Raw genomic sequence first — 14735 nt, 5'->3', positions numbered from 1 at the left:
ACGCGTACTGCGGCGATGTGGTGAACGCGGAGGTCGCGCGGCGCGGCGTGGTCCGGGCCGGCGCGGTCGGCGCCCTGGTCCGCGGCTTCGGTGGTGCGCCGGCCAGCGCGCCGGCCGCCGCACCACCGAAGCCGAGGACCAGGGCGCCGACCGCGCCGGCCCGGACCACGCCGCGCCGCGAGACCTCCGCGTTCACCACATCGCCGAAGTACGCGTTGTCGGAGGTGTTCGGGACCGGGTGGTCACAGGCGTTTCCGCAGCGGTAGAGACAGGTCATGGCGTCACGGCTGCCGTGACGACTGGCGCCCAACAGCGGGAGCAGCCGGGGACGGTCGCTCATGGAAGGAGCCTCCTGGTAAGTCGGTGGCACGCGGGATCTGTCGATGGCCGGGCGTACCTGCCGGACGCTAGGAGGACGCGGTGAGCGGTCGTCGACCGCAATGTGAACCAGGCGTGAACACCTCCACGGGCACCGGCCGGGTGCGACCGGTCTGACCTCGGGCTGAACCGTTCGGCGTGACCACACGTATTCACGAGCGGACACACCGCCGGACGCGCGCCGGAAGTGAGGAGACCGCCATCAGCGACCACGACGCCCAACTGCTGCGCGCGCTGCACGACGAGCACGCGGAGGCGCTGTACGCACACGCCCTCCGCCTGGTCAACGGGGACCGGCAGCGGGCGGAGGACCTGGTGCAGGAGACGCTGCTGCGGGCCTGGCGGCACCCGGAGTCGCTCGATCCGCGGCGCGGCTCCGTCCGCGCCTGGCTCTTCACCACCGCCCGCAACCTGGCCATCGACGCCTGGCGGCGGCGGTCCACCCGGGTCGGTGAAGTGTTCACCGACGAGATGCCTGAACCGCCGGAGGTGGTCGACGAGGCCGAGCGCGCCGTGGAGGCGTGGACCGTCGCCGAGGCGCTGAACCGACTCAGCCCGACCCACCGCGAGGTGCTGGTCGAGTGCTTCTACCAGGGGCGGTCGGTGGCCGAGGCGGCGTCCCGGCTGGGCGTGCCGCCGGGCACCGTGAAGTCCCGCACCCACTACGCGCTGCGGTCACTACGGTTGGTCCTGGCTGAGATGGGAGTGACGGGATGACCCGGTGCGAGTTCGCGCACGACGATGGCGCGTACGTGCTGGGCGCCCTGGCCCCCGCCGAGCGGGCGGCCTACGAGCGGCACCTCGCCGGCTGCGCCTCCTGCCGGGACGCGGTCGCCGAGATCGCCGTCCTGCCCGGGTTGCTCGGTCGCCTCGACCCGGCGGGTCTGGAGCAGTTCCTGCCGCCGCCCGCCCCGCCCCGGGTGCCCGCGCTGCTTGAGGAGGCCCGGGCCCGCCGGCGTCGGGAGCGGTGGGCCACCCGCCGGCGGTACGCGCTGACCGGGCTGGTCGCCGCCGGGTTGGCACTGGTGGTCGGCGCGGGCACCGCGACGGTGCTGCGCGGCACCCCGGGCTCGCCGGGGACCCCCGGGCCGCAGGTGTCGATGGTCGCCATGCGGCCGGTGGCCTCCGCCGGGCCGGTGCACGCCGAGATCGGGCTGACCGGCACCGACTGGGGCACCGAGGTGACCATGCGCTGCGGGTACGACCCGCGGACCGGCTACGGCAAGGCGTACACCTTCCGGTTGGTGGCGCGTGGCCCCGACGGCACCACCGAGCAGATCGGTTCCTGGCTGGCCGCGCCGGGCGACGCCCTCCAGTTCACCGGCGCCACCCGGTTCACCGACGCCGAGCTGGTCAGCGTCGAGCTGCAACGCGCCGACGGCACCCCGGTCCTCTCCTACGCCGTTCCCTGAGCCCGATCAAGGCGCGGTCACGGGGGTTCGGGGGGTGGCGGCCCGGGCGCGGGTGCGGGTGCGGCGGGACTGGCGGACGGCGTCGGCGGTGAAGACGACGAGGGCGAGCCAGACCAGCGCGAAGCCGGCGAGGCGGGCCGGCGGCATCGGCTCGTGGAAGATCAGCACACCGCAGCCGAGCTGCAGGATCGGCGCCAGGTACTGGACCATGCCGAGGCTGCTCAGCGGCAGCCGGTTGGCGGCCCCGGCGAAGAGCAGCAGCGGGATCGCCGTGGCGGCGCCCGCCAGCACCAGCAGCGCGGTGTGCCCGGCCGAGACGTGCCCGAAGGTCGACTCGGCGCGCCGGGTCAGCCAGGCCAGGTAGCCCAGCGCGGGCAGCGCCAGCACCGCCGACTCGACGAAGAGGCCCTCCGCGGCGGGCAGCCCGAGCCGCTTCTTGACCAGGCCGTAGCCGGCGAAGCTGAACGCCAGGGTCAGGGCCAGCCAGGGCAGCCGGCCGTAGTCCACGGCGAGCACCGCGACCGCCGACGCGCCGATGCCCAGCGCCACCCACTGCGCCGGGCGTAGCCGCTCCCGCAGCACCGTCACCCCGAGCAGCACCACCACCAGCGGGTTGATGAAGTAGCCGAGCGCCGTCTCCACCACCCGGTCCGAGTTCACCCCGTAGATGTAGGTGCCCCAGTTGATCGCGATCAGCGCGGCGGCGGCGACGATCCCGGCCAGGGCCCAGGGTCGGCGCAGCAACGCCCGCAGGAAGCCGACGTTGCGCAGCGCGGCCAGCAGCAGGGCCACGAAGAGCACCGACCAGACGATCCGGTGGGCGAGGATCTCCAACGGACCAGCCGGTCGCAGCAGCTTGAGGTAGAGCGGGAAGAAGCCCCAGAGCAGGTACGCGCTGAGGCCGTAGAGGTATCCCAGGCGGAGTGGCGTCACGGCTCCACCGTAAGGGGTCAAACCGCTCTTTGTTCCTTTCCGGTGACCGGGGTCACCGGTGGACGCCGGTCGAGCTGCATCCATCTCGTGGGGTTGTCCAGGGGAGTGAAACCGGCCCGTGCGTACACCTCGTGCGCGTCGTTGGTGCAGAGCAGGATCCGGCGTACGCCCAGCTCGGCCAGATGGTCGCGGACGCCGGCGGCCAGCCAGCCGCCCAACCCTTGACCGCGGGCGGGACGGTCCACGTACACGTCGCAGAGCCAGGCGAACGTGGCGCCGTCGGTGACCACCCGGGCCACCGCCACCTGGCGGCCGTCCCCGGGCCGGTAGACGCCGAACGGCAGCGAACCGGCGAACGCCCGGACGACCGTCTCCCGGTCCCGGCCCAGTGCCCAGTACGCGTCGGTGGACAGCCACCGGTGCACCCGATCCAGATCGAGCCGGGCGGGATCGGTGCTGAGCAGGTGGCCGTCGGAGCGGGTCAGCGAGAACACCCCGCGACGTTAGCCGCCAGGACCGAAGCCCGCGCCGGCCAATTCCCGGACTCTGGTCACCGGAACGCCCGGGCTCCGGCCATGGCCGGAGCCCGGGCGTTCCGGGTCGATCCTGGTCGTCGCCGGTCGGTCAGTCCCGGTCGAGGATGGCGCCGAGCACCCAGGTCACGATGCTCACGAAGAGCGCGCCCAGCACGGCGGCAGGCCAGAAGCCGTCCACCGAGAACGGCAGCCCGGCCTGGTCGGCGATCCAGCTGGTGAGCAGGAACAGCAGCCCGTTCACCACCAGCGCGATGAGACCCAGGGTCAGGAGGTAGAAGCCACAACCGACGGTCTTGATGATCGGCTGGAGCACCGCGTTGACCACGCCGAAGATCGCCGCCACCAGGAGCAGCGTGGTGACCGTCTCGACGGTGGAGTTCGACTCCAGAGTGATGCCCGGAATGAGGAGTGTGGCCAGCCAGAAGGCCAGCGCCGTGGTGGCCAGCCGAATCAGCAGCCCTTTCAGAAAACCCATGGCGGGGATCGTGCCACGGACCGGGCAGCGGCGTAACCCGCCGATCGACGATCGGATCGGTTCAGCGTCGCGCGGGCCGTCCGATGAGCTGCGCCTCGATCGGGGTGGGGGAGAGCAGCGCCCAGCGCAGCGCACGCCGGTTCACCACGGCCACCATGTCGTCCCGGATCCGCGTCAACCACTCGGCCGAGCCGCCCAGCCCCAGCGCGGTGCCGGCCAGCGCGGCCTCGGTGGCGTCCAGCGGTTGCAGCACCGCCAGGTCGGCCCGGGTCAGCGCGTCCACGTCCGCCGGGGTCAGCTCGTCCCGGACCACCAGGGTCGCCCGCCAGGGCGGACCCGGCTCGGTGTCGGCCGGCACCGGTCCGGCGTCGACCACCAGCAGCAACGGCCGCAGCGCCGTGCCCACCCCGTCGGCGACCGGCCGACCCGGCCGAATCAGCGGGATGGTCCCGCCCGGCGCGCCCACGCCCCGGACGAACGGCTCCCAGGCGCGGGGGCGTCCGGTCTGGACAACCACCAGGGCGCCCAGCGCCATCGCGCGCAGTGCCACCAACTGGGCGGCACGCACCCCGCCGACCAGCAGCACCCGGGTGCTCTCCGGCCGGAACAGCCGTACGGTGACCGCCCCACCGTGCCGGTTCGTGCCGACCATCATCCCCGCCTCGCCGAGGGTCAGCTCCCAGTTGTCCAGCGCCGGCCGCGACCGCGGCCCCGGGGTCGCGAGCGCCAGCGGCAGTGTGCCGGCCAGCCCGGCCAGGTGCGCGCCGTCGAGCCGGCTCAGCTCTCCACCCAGGCCGGTCACCAGCCGGCCCAGCGCCTCGGCGGCGGCGGTCAGCTCCGTCGCCGTTCCGGCGGCCAGGCGTACGGTCAGCTCGGTCGGCACCCCGCTCCCGCCGTTGGCCGGCGGCGGGCCCGCGCAGAGCGACACCGTCGTCGCGGTCGCCGGCAGCGCGAGCAGCCGGGGCACCAGCCGGCGCGCGCCCGCACCGTCGGCGGCCGGCCAGTGGATCAGCCGGAAGGTGGCCTGGACCAGAGCACGGGACCGGAGCACCGGCCAGGACTCCCGCACCGGATGCCCGTCGTGGTGGGCCAGTTCGCTCAGGACGCGCAGCGCCGCCGGCACACCGAGCGGCCGGGCGGTCAACGGCCCCAGCCGGCGGACGATCCGGCGTAGCGTGCCGGCGAGCACCCGGCGCAGGTCCTCCTCGGACCAGCCGTCCACCCGCAGCACCCGGACCGCCAGCACCGCCCGCTCCCGCCCGGCGAGCCTCCCGTCGGTGAGCTGCCGGTACGACGTGCCGACCGTGCCGCCCGCCGCCGGCACCGGCGCGGGTGTTCCGGCGAGCAGCAGTTGGATCCGCAGCGGCGGCGCCTCCGGCCCGGTCGGCGGCAGCAGCGCGGACGGCACGGGGACAGCTCGGGACGCGTCGCCGAGCAGGTCGCCGGGGTCGCCGAGCTCCAGCAGCGCCACCATGCCGTCGGTGTCCTCCAGCACGGCGGCCGGCCCACCGGAGAGCTCCGTCGAGCGGACCACGGTGCCGGGGGCGACCAGGCCGAGCAGCTCGGCCGGGCCGGCCGGCCCGGTCAGCGCGCGGCGGCGGGTCAGGTACCCGGCGGCGGTGCCCAGCCATTCGAAGAGCCACCGCCCCCGGAACCGGACCCAGGAGGTCGCCACCAGCAGCACAGCCGCCAGCAGGGCCGCGAGGGTGGCCGGTGCGCCCCCGCCCAGGGCGGCGAGGACGAGCGCCACCGCCACCTGCCCGGTGACCAGCTGGCCGGCGCGTACCCCGGTGCGCCCGCCCCGACCGCGGAAGGCCCAACGGGCGGCCGGTGCCGGGCGGCGGAGGACCTCTGGCCGGGTCGCCGGCGCGACGATGCCTGGCCCGGTCGCCGGCGCGACGATGCCGGGCCCGGTCGCCGGCGCGGCAACGCCTGGCCCGGTCGACGGCGCGCCGACGCTCGGCCCGGACCCGACCGGAGTCGCCGGATGCGGCTCTCCGGTGGCTGTCGCCGGCACCGCGCCTCCTTGAGCAGTGGATCGTGCCGGGCGGCCGGCCGCTTCCGCGGCCCGTCACTCGCCGCGACGTGGCTGCGGCACATCGTAAGCGACCGATGTCGTCCGTGGTTGTCCACAGGGGAGACGCGAGGGGTAGCAGAACCGCTACCGGGCCGCTACCGTCAGCCACGAAGTTCTTCGCTGACCCGCGTTAGCCGTGCTCAACGACCGGGCCACGCGAGCTGCGCGCCCCCAGGGTGGGCGCGTCGACGGCCAGTCACGACCGAGGAGACGAGGTGACGTCCGGGTGTCCCAGACCCAGGCAGAAGCCGCGGTGATGCAGCAGACCGCCGCGAAGTTCGAGCAGGTGGACCAGTCGTTGCAGTCCATGCTGACCGGCCTGCTGGCCGAGCTGGAGGTGTTGCAGCAGGCCTGGCGCGGCGCCGGCGGGCGGTCCTTCGAGCAGGTCAAGCAGCAGTGGTCACAGGACCAGGCGGCGCTGCACCGGGCGCTGCGAGAGACCTCCGGAGCGATCCGCACCGCCGGCCGGCAGTACGACGTCTCGGACGACGAGGCGGCCAGCCGGGTCGCCGGCACCAACCGCGGCGGCATCCAGCTGCCGCTCTGACCCCACTCGGGAGGAGATCCGATGGACCACGGTGTGCTGGTCGTCAACTTCGCCGCGCTTCAGCAGGCCGGCGCGGACATCCAGAAGGCGCTGAACACGCTCGACTCGCAGCTCGGCCAGCTCGAACGGGACGCCGCACCGCTGGTGGCGAGCTGGACGGGTGAGGCCCGGCAGGCGTATGAGCAGCGCCAGGCGCGGTGGCGGTCCGCCTCGCAGGACCTCCAGGCGATGCTGCGCGACATCAAGCTGGCGGTGGGCGACTCGGCCGCCGACTATCTGGACACCGAGAAGAAGAACACCGGGCTGTTCCAGTGATGTAGGACGTGTTCCGAAGTGTCGGTCGCCCGAGGTGGGCCGGGAGCGCTGACCGTGTCCGGGTCGGCGCCCCGGCCCTGCCCGGGCGGGGAACGCGGCAGCCGGGTGCCAGGGTCAGTCCGGGTCGGCGGGCCGCCAGCGTCGGCGGGCCGCTCGGGGCAGCACCAGGGCGAGCAGCGCCACCGTGATCGCGGCTGTGCCGATCACCGTCCCGACCAGCAGGGCCCGGTCCCGGGCCGTCGCCCGACGGGCCTGACGCGCGACCAGCGCCGGATCGGCCCGGTCGTCGGCGAGCGCGGCGACCACCCGGTTTCCGGCCGGTCGCCCACCACCGGTCTCGGTGACCGCCCGGTACGGGTTCAGCACACCGGTTCCGTACCCGCCGCCCGCACCGGGCGCCGGATCGGTGGTGGCGACGATCCGCTCCGCCACCTGGGCGGCGGTCAGCTCGGGCCGGTACTGCCGCAGCAGGGCCGCGGTGGCGGCCACGAACGGCGCCGCGTAACTGGTGCCCTCGACCCGGTGGTGGCCCTGACCGGGGGCGGCGGTCAGCACCTCGCTGCCCGGCGCCACCAGGTCGACGTAGGGGCCGGTCTGCGAGAAGGTCGCCCGCCCGCCGTCCGCCCCGATCGCACCCACCCCGAGCACCCCGTCGTACGCGGCGGGGAACGGGCGCGGGTTTCCGTTGTCGTGCAGGTTGCCGGCGGCGGCCACCAGCACCACGTCCCGGTCGACCGCGTACCGCACGGCGGAGCGGACCTCCGGGTCGTCGGCGTACAGCACCACGGAGAGGTTCACCACGTCGGCGTCGTGGTCCACGGCCCAGCGGATGGCCCGGGCGAACTCGCGGGCGCTGACCGTACGCCCCGACTCCCGCCCCTGCACCACCTGCTGCTCACTCACCCGCACCGGCAGGATCCGGGCGCCCGGCGCCAGGCCGTGGAAGGCGACACCGGGCCGGGGTGCTGCCGCGATGATGCTCGCCACGCCGGTGCCGTGACCGGCGCAGTCCCGGCGACCGTCCCCGCCGGGGTCGAGGAGGTCGGTGCCGGTCAGCACCCGCCCGGCCAGTTGGGGGTGCACCCGGTCGACCCCGGAGTCGACCACCGCCACCGTCACCCCGGTGCCGGTGGCCAGCGGCGCGAGCCGTGCGGGGTCGTACCGCTGCTGCGGCCAGGGCGCGGTCGTGACCGGCCGCGCGGGAGCGAGTGCGGTCGTGCAGGCCGGAGCCGCCCGGCGCGCGGCACCGGCGGCGACGGCCGGGGCGGCCGCGCCGATCAGCAGGGTGGCCGTCAGCCCCGCCAGGACCGGGCGCGCGATCGACCGGGACATCGACGGCCTCCGTATGGTGTCGGCTCCGGGACGGGATGTTATCGCCTCACCGCCGCCCAGGCAGACCGCCGACGGCCAGCCATTGTGATCTTGATACCACCTTGTAGGTTGTACGCGATACCTGTGGCCTGTTCTCGGAAGGAGAGGTGGCCGTGACCGAATGGGAGCCGGCCACGGAGGCCGAGGTGGCGATGCGGGACGCGCTGCGCGCCAACGACCAGGAGTTGTACTTCCGGCTCCTGTCCCGCACCGATCTGCTGTTGCCGGTCTCCGCGCCAGCAGTGCCCGGTCAGGCGTCCCCCGGCTGGGGCACCTGGACCACCGGCGGCCGGACCCACGTGCTGGCCTTCACCTCCGCTGCCGCGTTGCGGACCTGCCTCGGCGAGCACTCCGGCAGCAACCGGCGCATCCCGTTCACCGACCTGGCGGTCGGCTGGCCCAACCACGAGTGGTGGCTCGCGGTCAACCCGGGGCTGCCCGTCGAGGGATACCTGCCGGCCTGGTTCGTCGCCCAGCTCTCTCGGGGTGACGTCCGGCTGCCCGGTCGCGCCATGGGTGCGCGGGCCCGACTGGAGCGCGCGGAGACCCTTGCCCGGTCCAGGACCGGCGCGACCGGCCGCGACGTCCCCGCCGCCACGGGGTCCACATCGTCCGGGTCCGAGCCGGTGGCGACCCCGCCCGGGCGGCCGGCGCCGACGCGGGGCGCGGTGCCCCGGGTGGGCGCTCCGACGGCGCCCGGCACATCGTCCCGTGCGCCCGGCCCCGGTGAGCTGTCGCGGCGAACCGGTGGAGAGGACCTGCCCGCCGCCGGCCAGCGGTACCCGACCGGGCCACCCCGACCGGGTGGTCCGGGCGCCGAGTCCGTGCCCACGAGCCGGCCCGCCGCGTCCCGGTTCGCGCCGTTGAAGCCAGCCGACCATCCCGGTGTCGTCCCGGCCTCCCAGCCGGCGCCCGGCCCGGCCTGGCCGCCCGCGAGTCGGCCGGGTGCCGACATCGACGGCCCGGCCGTCGGCAACGGCAGTGCCCAGGTCGGCGCGCGCTCCTTCTTCGAACCTGCGACCGACCGGGACCGGCTGGTCGGTCCGACCTCGGGCGGGGGCCGATCCGGCGACCGCGCGACGCCGCCGTCCCGGTTCGGGCGGGGCAGCCAACCCTTTCCGCGCCGCCGTCCCGCCGACGCACCGTCCGGCGATGGCGCGACCGCGGCCTTTCCGATGCCGGATCCGGACGCCACCCGGCCGCTGCGGTCGCCGGCCGGTGACCTGGGCGCGCCCAGAGGAGTACGAGCACCGACACCGGACGACGAGGACACGCAGCCCCTGCCGCCCCGCCGGCCTGCCCCGCTCGCCGGGGAGCCCACCCGTGCCTTCCGGTCGCCCGGTCGGGCCACCGGCGAGCCGCCGCTGGACCGGGCCGGGCGGTCCACTCCCTCCGCGGAGGAGACGCAGGCGATCCCGCGCGGCCGGCCGGGCGATCCGGGCCGGTTCGAGCCGGCGGAGGAGCTGCCGGCGTCCATCGCGGAACCGGTCTCCGGCCCGCCCGCGCCGCGCCGCGGTTTCACGCCCATCGTCATCGAGGGCACCATCATCGAGTCCCGCGACCTCACCGACCCGGCCGGGGCGAGCAGCGTCCCGGGTGCGGCCGAGCGGTCGGCCCCGGACTCTCCCGCTGCCCCGTCGTTCGGCCCACCGCCCTCCGGCCCCGGGCCCGTCGCCCCGCCGTCGTTCAGCCCGCCGTCGTCCAGCCCGCCGTCGTTCGGCCCGCGGCCGTACGGCCCGGCGCCGTCGGCTCCGCGTCCGTTCGGCCCGGCGGAGGCCGGTTCGGGCGGCGGTGGTCCGGTGGACGCGGCGCTGGGTGGTGTGCGCGCCGACGACCTCGTCGGTGTCCGCCCGGACGGGTCGGACCGCGCGGACCTCGGCGGAACACCGGCCGGCGTGAACGGAACAGGCCCCGGCGCTGCCGTCAACGGCGAGGGGGTTGGCCCGGGCCTCGACAGCCAACCGCCGCGACCTCCGGCGGACGGCGGCGCCGAGCCGACGTGGCCCGACTCCGACGACCCGGGGCAGCGCGGCGTCCCGGCCGGCGACGAGCAGCACGGTCCGGCCGAGGGCACGGCGCCGGTCGAGTTCCTGCCCGCCAACACGGTCGAGGAGGACCTGCTGGCCGCCGCCGGCGCCGGCAGCACGGACACCTTCCTGTCCACCCTGCTGCTGGCCCGGGTGCTGCTGCCGGCGGCACCCGACTCGGTGCGCGGCAGCCGCCCGGGTGACCCGGGCTTCGTCTGGCGTACGGCGCAGTTGGACGGCGAGACGTACGTGGTGGTCTACACGTCGCCGGAGCGTCTGGCCGACCACGCCGAGGGCGATGTCGACATCGTCCGCGTGAAGTTCGCCCAACTGATCCGGCGCTGGCCGGACGAGGACTGGTCGTTCGCCGTCAACCCGGGCACCCCGGTCGGCGCGAAGCTGCCCGGCGAGCAGATCGTCGCGCTGGCCAACTGGGCCGCGGAGGTGGGGCTCGGCGACGATCTGGAGGTGGACGCGGAGGAGCCGCCGGTCGCGGCGGAACCCGCGGCCCGCCCCCGGTACGCGCCGGCGGCGGTCGACCCGGCCCGACCGACCGTGATGCAGAAGGCGATCGCGCCCAGCCAGCTGGCGTACTACCTGGATCGGGGGTACGACCGGGTCTCCGGCTTCGTGCACCGGGCCGGCGAGTTGGCGCACCTGACCACGCCGGCTCAGTTGTACGACGCGCTGGGCCTCAGCTACCCGGGTTCGCCGTTCGCCCGGGACGCCGAGGAGATCTACGTGCTGCGCTGGCCGGCGCACCGGCCGAGTCTCTACCGGATTCCGTACGGGGGTCAGAACGAGCCGGCGATGCGGGCGATGGAGGGCTGGGTCATCGAACGCCCGCCGTTCCGGGGTAACGGCTTCGCGCCGGGCGAGAGCAGCGACGTGGTGGCGGAGTTCAAGGTGGACAGCGCGCGGCTGCCGCACGGCGCGCAACTCTGGCGGATCGGCGCGGACGGCTCCGAACGGGTGGTCGCGGTGCTCGACACGGACGCGCTGGTGTGGCGACGGGCCGGTGAGGCGTGATGCGGGACGGCTACGTGGCCCGTTGGCAGGGCCGGGAATACCAGGCCAGTCCGGACGGCGACGACATCCGGCTCTACCAGCCGGAGCCGGGTGAGGGCTTCGAGGAGGTCCGCGCCGGCCGGTACGTGCGGGTGCTGCCGGCGAGCGACGTCGACGACCTGGCGTACGTGCGGACCACCTGCACCTGGCAGGGGCAGCCGTTCATCGTGCTCGGTGAGCACGACGCCTGGCTGCGGGTGGAGTACACCGGTGGCCGCTGGCCGGTGGCCGAGGCGATGCGCCTGGAGGTGTTCGACTTCGGCGTCTATCAGGGCTGGGCGCCGGCGGCCGAGGTCACCGACCTGCGGGAGCAGCGGCTCTGACCGGTCAGGACTTGGCCCAGCGCAGGATCTCGCCGAGCACCAGCTCCGGCGCCTCCAGGTGCGGAAAGTGCCCGACCCCGTCGAGCAGCCGCCACTCGTACGGTGCGACGACGTACCGACCGGAGCCCAGGGCCGTACGCGGCAGGGCGGCGACATCCAACGCGCCGTGCAGTTGGAGCGTGGGAGTGACCAGCGGCTTCTGCATCAGGCGGACGAACCGGTAGCCGTGCAGCCGCAGCAGTGAGCGGAAGGCCCAGCGGTACCCCTCCAGCGCGCAGAACGCGGCCTGGGGGATGCGCATCGCCTCCCGGCACCGCTCGGCGTACGCCTCGAAGTCCGGCCCGCCCACCCAGCGTGGCCCGCCCCAACGGTGCAGGATCTCCGCCACGCCCGCCGCGCCGTCCCGGGTCAGCACGTGCTCGTAGCGGGGGAGTTGGAACTTCAGCGCCGGGGTGGAGGCGGCGAACTGGCCGCGTGGGTCGGCGAAGATGGCGGCGCGCAGCCGCAGCGGGTGTGGTGCGCCGAGCACCACCAGCCGGCGGACCAGCGACGGGTGGAACGAGGCCACCGTCCAGGCGACCATGCCGCCGACGCCGCTGCCGACCAGGGTCGCCGACCGTTCGCCGAGCGCGCGGATCAGCCCGGCCATGTCGGCGGCGAGGGTGTATCCGTCGTACCCCCGGGGTGGCTTGTCGCTGGCGCCGTAGCCGCGCAGGTCCACCGCGACCGCGCGGAAACCGGCGTCGGCGACCGCCGGCAGCATCCGGTGCCACGCCCACCAGTGCTCGGGGAAGCCGTGCAGGAACAGCACCATCGGCCCGGTGCCGGCCTCGACCACGTGGAATCGGGTGCCGTTGGCGCCGACGAAGCGGTGCGTCCACGGCCCCTCGGTGAGGACACAGGACTCGTCGACGGCTCCGCCGCGCTGGTCGGTCATGGCAGACAGCCTAGGACCCCGGTCGTCCCCACCGGCCCTGGTGGTCGCGTTGAACAGGGAGAAGCCCGGGTTGTCCCCTACCGACACGAGGGTCCGGGCCAGCGGTCTCCCGACCGCCGACCCGGACCCTGGACGGGGCCTAGCGCAGGTACGTGCTGAACACCCGGTTGGCCACCGCGTCACCGGTGCTCAACCCGGCGTCGGCGTCCCACTGGTAGTGCACGCCCAGGAAGACCCGGCTGCGGGCGTTCTCGGTCGCCGCGGCGCTGAAGCTGCTGAACGAACGCGTGACGCCCGCCGCGTTCGGGTCCTCGGTGGTCGCCACGAAACCGACGGCGTCGGTGCCGTAGTACCGCTTCATGACGCCGGCCCACGCGCCGGCGAAGGTGGCGTGGCCGGAGACGTACGCCGGGAACGGCGGGGAGAACCGGGTGCCGTTCCGGTCGACGGAGAGCGGGCGCCAAGCGGGGTTGGGCACCGTGGCGGAGTTGCCGTCACTCTGCGGCTCGGCGATCGCCGACTCGGGTCGCCACAGGTCGATGCTGGTGTTGTACTTGGCGTCCCAGGCGGCGATGGCGGCGTCGGCCATGGCCATCGCGACGAGGGCGAAGAGCCGGGGCGTGTCGGTGGTCCGCTGGCTCGCCACGATCTGGGTGTGCTCGAAGAGCTGACCCGGGGGCTTGTAGGTGCCGCTGACGTCGTTGGCCCAGAAGAAGGCGAGCTTCGTCTGGTCGGCGTTGCGGTCGGTCGCCGGCGCGGTGGCGGAGCCGAGTCGCTTCACCTCGTTGACCTGGGCGGCGTACGCGCTGCTGGTCAGCATTGCAGACACGGTGCTGAAGCCACCCGGCAGCGGCGGGCGGAACTGCGAGCCGGAGGTGAGCGCGAACGGCGTCACGTTGCCCCAGTTGGGGCCGACCGCGGCACCGGATCCGGTCGGGCGCCACTGCCCGGCGGCGTCGCTGGCGGTGTAGCCGGCGTTGTTGGCGGAGCGGTCGTTCGCGCGGGCGTTGATGATGTTCTGGGCGGCCGTCTCGCCGACGCTGCGGCTCCAGCCCTCGGGCCCTGGTTCGCCGATGGGTGGATCGGCCTGCCGGGCCTCGTTGTACTTCGTGGTGAAGTAGGCGCTCTGGGCGGGGAAGACCGCGCGGAGGACGTTGTGGGCGGCGATGTCGAGGTTGGTGTCCCGGTCGTAGCTGAAGTTGGGAATCGGGGACACCCTCGCGAGGTAGGGCGTTCCGCTCCTGCCCAGCGAGACCGAGGTGTCGTACATCGCCAGGTGCATCATGGCGCCGGCCCGGGACAGGGTGGTGGGCGGCCCGTTGCTGGTGCGGAACGCGTCCAGCAGCACGTCGTTCCAGTAGACGACGTGGTCGAAATCCGGGGGGATGGCGCTGGCGGGCGTGGGAGTGACGACCCCGCCGCCGACGACAACCGCTGCGAGCACCGCGATGGCTCGCCCCAGCCGTGTTCTCTTGTTCAATGTGGTCCCTCTCCCCGTGCGTGGGCCATAGGATCTCTATCGGCCAACGTCGATCATCTGGGCCCGGGGCGGTCACGGAGAAGGGCGAAGCGGTAGCGTTCCGCAAGTTGCAAGGTCAGATCCAGCCGCGGCGGGCGGCGGCGATGCCGAGGGTCATCCGGTTCGAGGCGCCGAGCCGCTCGGCCAGTAGCTCGAAATGCCGCCGCACCCATCGGGGGCTGCGGCCCAGGCTGCGCGCGATGGCGTCGTCCTTGGCCCCCTGGGCGGCCAGCCGGAGGATCTGCAACTGCACGTTCGACGGCGCCTCCCCGGACGTCGCCGAGGCGGTGCCCAGGGGCTGGGCCTGTCGCCAGAGACTGTCGAAGTAGTGGGCGGCCAGGCCCACCAGCACCGGTGCGCGCAGCACCCAACCAGCCGACCGTGCGGTGCCGCCGGGCGCGATGACGGCCACCTCCTCGGAGATCACCATCGAGGTGGGTGCGGCGGCGACCACCCTGATCTGGCGCCCGGGGCGGGCGGCGCCGTCTGCGTGGCCGAGGCCACCGGGCAGTTCGAGGAGCCGCCGATCGAGGATTGTCCGGTGCCATCCGTCCAAGGCCAGCTCCGGGCCCGCGCTCGTCGGCTCCGGCGGCATCCCGTGCAGCAACCGGCAGTCGTCCGGCGCCTCGGCGGTCAACCGGCCGGCGAGCCGCGTGAACTCCGTCCAGTCCCGGACGATGTCGTCCGGGCCGTGGGCGGTCGAACGTCGATGCTCCTCCAGCCGCTCCAACTGGGCGTACTGGTCGATCAGTCGGTGTTGGGCGCGGACCAGTTCCCGCTGACCGGCGGCGAGCATCAGTCGCAGCTCCATGGCCGA

The 14735-nt window shown here is 74.4% G+C and carries 14 protein-coding genes and 1 pseudogene; 6 read left to right on the top strand and 9 right to left on the bottom strand.

All coding sequences use genetic code 11. From position 1 onward, the window contains the following. Positions 1-340, bottom strand: a pseudogene (locus tag EAD98_RS18800) (hypothetical protein); the annotation flags it as partial. Between the two features lie 239 nt (positions 341-579). On the opposite strand from EAD98_RS18800, the gene EAD98_RS18795 reads away from it, so the two are divergent. Together EAD98_RS18795 and EAD98_RS18790 are read left to right on the top strand one after the other, a co-directional pair. Next, the gene (locus tag EAD98_RS18795) at positions 580-1095 is read left to right on the top strand and encodes a sigma-70 family RNA polymerase sigma factor (RefSeq protein ID WP_109817284.1); all 516 of its coding nucleotides are present in this window, start codon (positions 580-582) and stop codon (positions 1093-1095) included. Then, a complete protein-coding gene (locus EAD98_RS18790) occupies positions 1092-1790 on the top strand; it encodes an anti-sigma factor (protein ID WP_121655361.1) in 699 nt (232 codons plus the stop codon). Before EAD98_RS18795 ends, EAD98_RS18790 begins: the two co-directional genes overlap by 4 nt. 6 nt (positions 1791-1796) lie before the next feature. Here EAD98_RS18790 and rarD read toward each other — a convergent pair whose 3' ends face one another. From rarD to eccE, 4 genes are all read right to left on the bottom strand, one after another. Then, complete coding sequence (gene rarD, locus EAD98_RS18785) at positions 1797-2723, bottom strand: EamA family transporter RarD (protein WP_121655360.1); 927 nt, start codon at positions 2721-2723, stop codon at positions 1797-1799. A 17-nt stretch (positions 2724-2740) separates the two neighbouring features. Then, positions 2741-3217 (bottom strand): GNAT family N-acetyltransferase, encoded by a 477-nt coding sequence (locus EAD98_RS18780; RefSeq protein ID WP_121655359.1) that lies wholly within the window; start codon positions 3215-3217, stop codon positions 2741-2743. 130 nt (positions 3218-3347) lie between these two features. Then, complete coding sequence (locus tag EAD98_RS18775) at positions 3348-3734, bottom strand: phage holin family protein (RefSeq protein WP_121655358.1); 387 nt, start codon at positions 3732-3734, stop codon at positions 3348-3350. 61 nt (positions 3735-3795) lie between these two features. Then, the gene (gene eccE / locus EAD98_RS18770; RefSeq protein ID WP_233583882.1) at positions 3796-5505 is read right to left on the bottom strand and encodes a type VII secretion protein EccE; all 1710 of its coding nucleotides are present in this window, start codon (positions 5503-5505) and stop codon (positions 3796-3798) included. Positions 5506-6037: 532 nt separating this feature from the next. Here eccE and EAD98_RS18765 point away from each other — a divergent pair. After that, positions 6038-6358 (top strand): WXG100 family type VII secretion target, encoded by a 321-nt coding sequence (locus EAD98_RS18765; protein ID WP_121655357.1) that lies wholly within the window; start codon positions 6038-6040, stop codon positions 6356-6358. Positions 6359-6379: 21 nt separating this feature from the next. Next, a complete protein-coding gene (locus tag EAD98_RS18760; protein ID WP_121655356.1) occupies positions 6380-6673 on the top strand; it encodes a WXG100 family type VII secretion target in 294 nt (97 codons plus the stop codon). A gap of 114 nt (positions 6674-6787) precedes the next feature. On the opposite strand, the gene mycP is transcribed toward EAD98_RS18760, so the two are convergent. Then, entirely contained in the window at positions 6788-8005 is a 1218-nt protein-coding gene (gene mycP, locus EAD98_RS18755; protein ID WP_121655355.1) for a type VII secretion-associated serine protease mycosin, read from the bottom strand. Between the two features lie 152 nt (positions 8006-8157). Between mycP and EAD98_RS18750 the strand changes: the two genes are divergently transcribed. Beyond that, on the top strand, positions 8158-11100 hold the full coding sequence (locus tag EAD98_RS18750) for an SseB family protein (protein WP_121655366.1): 2943 nt from the start codon (positions 8158-8160) through the stop codon (positions 11098-11100). Further along, positions 11097-11462, top strand: a complete 366-nt coding sequence (locus EAD98_RS18745; RefSeq protein WP_121655354.1) for a hypothetical protein — start codon at positions 11097-11099, stop codon at positions 11460-11462. The genes EAD98_RS18750 and EAD98_RS18745 overlap by 4 nt, the downstream gene beginning before the upstream one ends. A gap of 4 nt (positions 11463-11466) precedes the next feature. Here EAD98_RS18745 and EAD98_RS18740 read toward each other — a convergent pair whose 3' ends face one another. The 3 genes from EAD98_RS18740 to EAD98_RS18730 form a co-directional block, all read right to left on the bottom strand. Next, on the bottom strand, positions 11467-12399 hold the full coding sequence (locus EAD98_RS18740; protein ID WP_121655353.1) for an alpha/beta fold hydrolase: 933 nt from the start codon (positions 12397-12399) through the stop codon (positions 11467-11469). Positions 12400-12538: 139 nt separating this feature from the next. Continuing rightward, positions 12539-13879 carry a vanadium-dependent haloperoxidase gene (locus EAD98_RS18735; protein ID WP_199723462.1) on the bottom strand — a complete coding sequence of 447 codons (1341 nt, stop codon included), beginning with the start codon at positions 13877-13879 and terminating at the stop codon, positions 12539-12541. Between the two features lie 115 nt (positions 13880-13994). After that, the gene (locus tag EAD98_RS18730) at positions 13995-14729 is read right to left on the bottom strand and encodes a helix-turn-helix domain-containing protein (protein ID WP_147457439.1); all 735 of its coding nucleotides are present in this window, start codon (positions 14727-14729) and stop codon (positions 13995-13997) included. Positions 14730-14735: the final 6 nt, after the last annotated feature.

The sequence above is a fragment of the Micromonospora sp. CV4 genome, assembly GCF_003667455.1.
Taxonomy (GTDB): domain Bacteria; phylum Actinomycetota; class Actinomycetes; order Mycobacteriales; family Micromonosporaceae; genus Micromonospora.
The sequence above is the reverse complement of the archived record's forward strand: the minus strand, read 5'-3'. Positions and strand labels throughout refer to the sequence as shown.

Bases quoted from the DNA above. Each gene is read 5' to 3' on its own strand.
- EAD98_RS18730 (WP_147457439.1), bottom strand. From the start codon at position 14,729: ATGGAGCTGCGACTGATGCTCGCCGCCGGTCAGCGGGAACTGGTCCGC.
- EAD98_RS18740 (WP_121655353.1), bottom strand. From the start codon at position 12,399: ATGACCGACCAGCGCGGCGGAGCCGTCGACGAGTCCTGTGTCCTCACC.
- EAD98_RS18775 (WP_121655358.1), bottom strand. From the start codon at position 3,734: ATGGGTTTTCTGAAAGGGCTGCTGATTCGGCTGGCCACCACGGCGCTG.
- EAD98_RS18790 (WP_121655361.1), top strand. From the start codon at position 1,092: ATGACCCGGTGCGAGTTCGCGCACGACGATGGCGCGTACGTGCTGGGC.
- EAD98_RS18760 (WP_121655356.1), top strand. From the start codon at position 6,380: ATGGACCACGGTGTGCTGGTCGTCAACTTCGCCGCGCTTCAGCAGGCC.
- mycP (WP_121655355.1), bottom strand. From the start codon at position 8,005: ATGTCCCGGTCGATCGCGCGCCCGGTCCTGGCGGGGCTGACGGCCACC.